This is a genomic window from Methanobrevibacter curvatus, from assembly GCF_001639295.1.
GTDB lineage: Archaea > Methanobacteriota > Methanobacteria > Methanobacteriales > Methanobacteriaceae > Methanoflexus > Methanoflexus curvatus.
In genome coordinates this window covers 1-523 of record NZ_LWMV01000149.1, presented here as the reverse complement: position 1 = coordinate 523, position 523 = coordinate 1, and the positions used below count along the sequence as shown (strand labels likewise).

Genomic DNA, 523 nt, shown 5'->3' with positions numbered 1-523 from the left:
ATTTGTATATTGGTGTTCCTGTGACTTTAACAATTGTTGCTAGGATTAATGGTGTAGGTCTTATTAATAATACTGCTAATGTAACTGCTATTAATGAGGTTAATCTTGCTGATCCAGATGACACTTATAAATCTGCTAGTTTTACTGCTGTTTCTACTGTAAACCTTAGTATTACTAAAAAGTCCAATGTGAGTGGTAATGTTTTAAATGGTGCATTTATTTCTTATGTTGTTAATGTGACTAATTTTGGTCCGAATACTGCTACTGGTTTAGAGCTTACTGATGTTTTAGACATTAGGTTGATTTATGTTAATTCTACTTTGACTAATAGTGTTTCTTATGATAATGGTACTGGTAAGTGGACTGTTGGTTCTTTGGCTAATGGTAGTAGTGCTATTTTAACTATTGTTGTGAGGCTTAATGGTATTGGTAATATTACAAACACTGTTAGTGTTACTGGTCTTGTTGAGAATAATACTGGTGATACTTCTGCTAATACTTCTGATTCTGGTAATATTACTGT

General features: G+C 32.1%; 1 protein-coding gene. It reads left to right on the top strand.

All coding sequences use genetic code 11. From position 1 onward, the window contains the following. Positions 1 to 20: 20 nt before the first annotated feature. Positions 21 to 523 (top strand): DUF11 domain-containing protein (locus MBCUR_RS03595; RefSeq protein ID WP_169805788.1); only part of this gene is annotated, 503 nt, incomplete at its 3' end.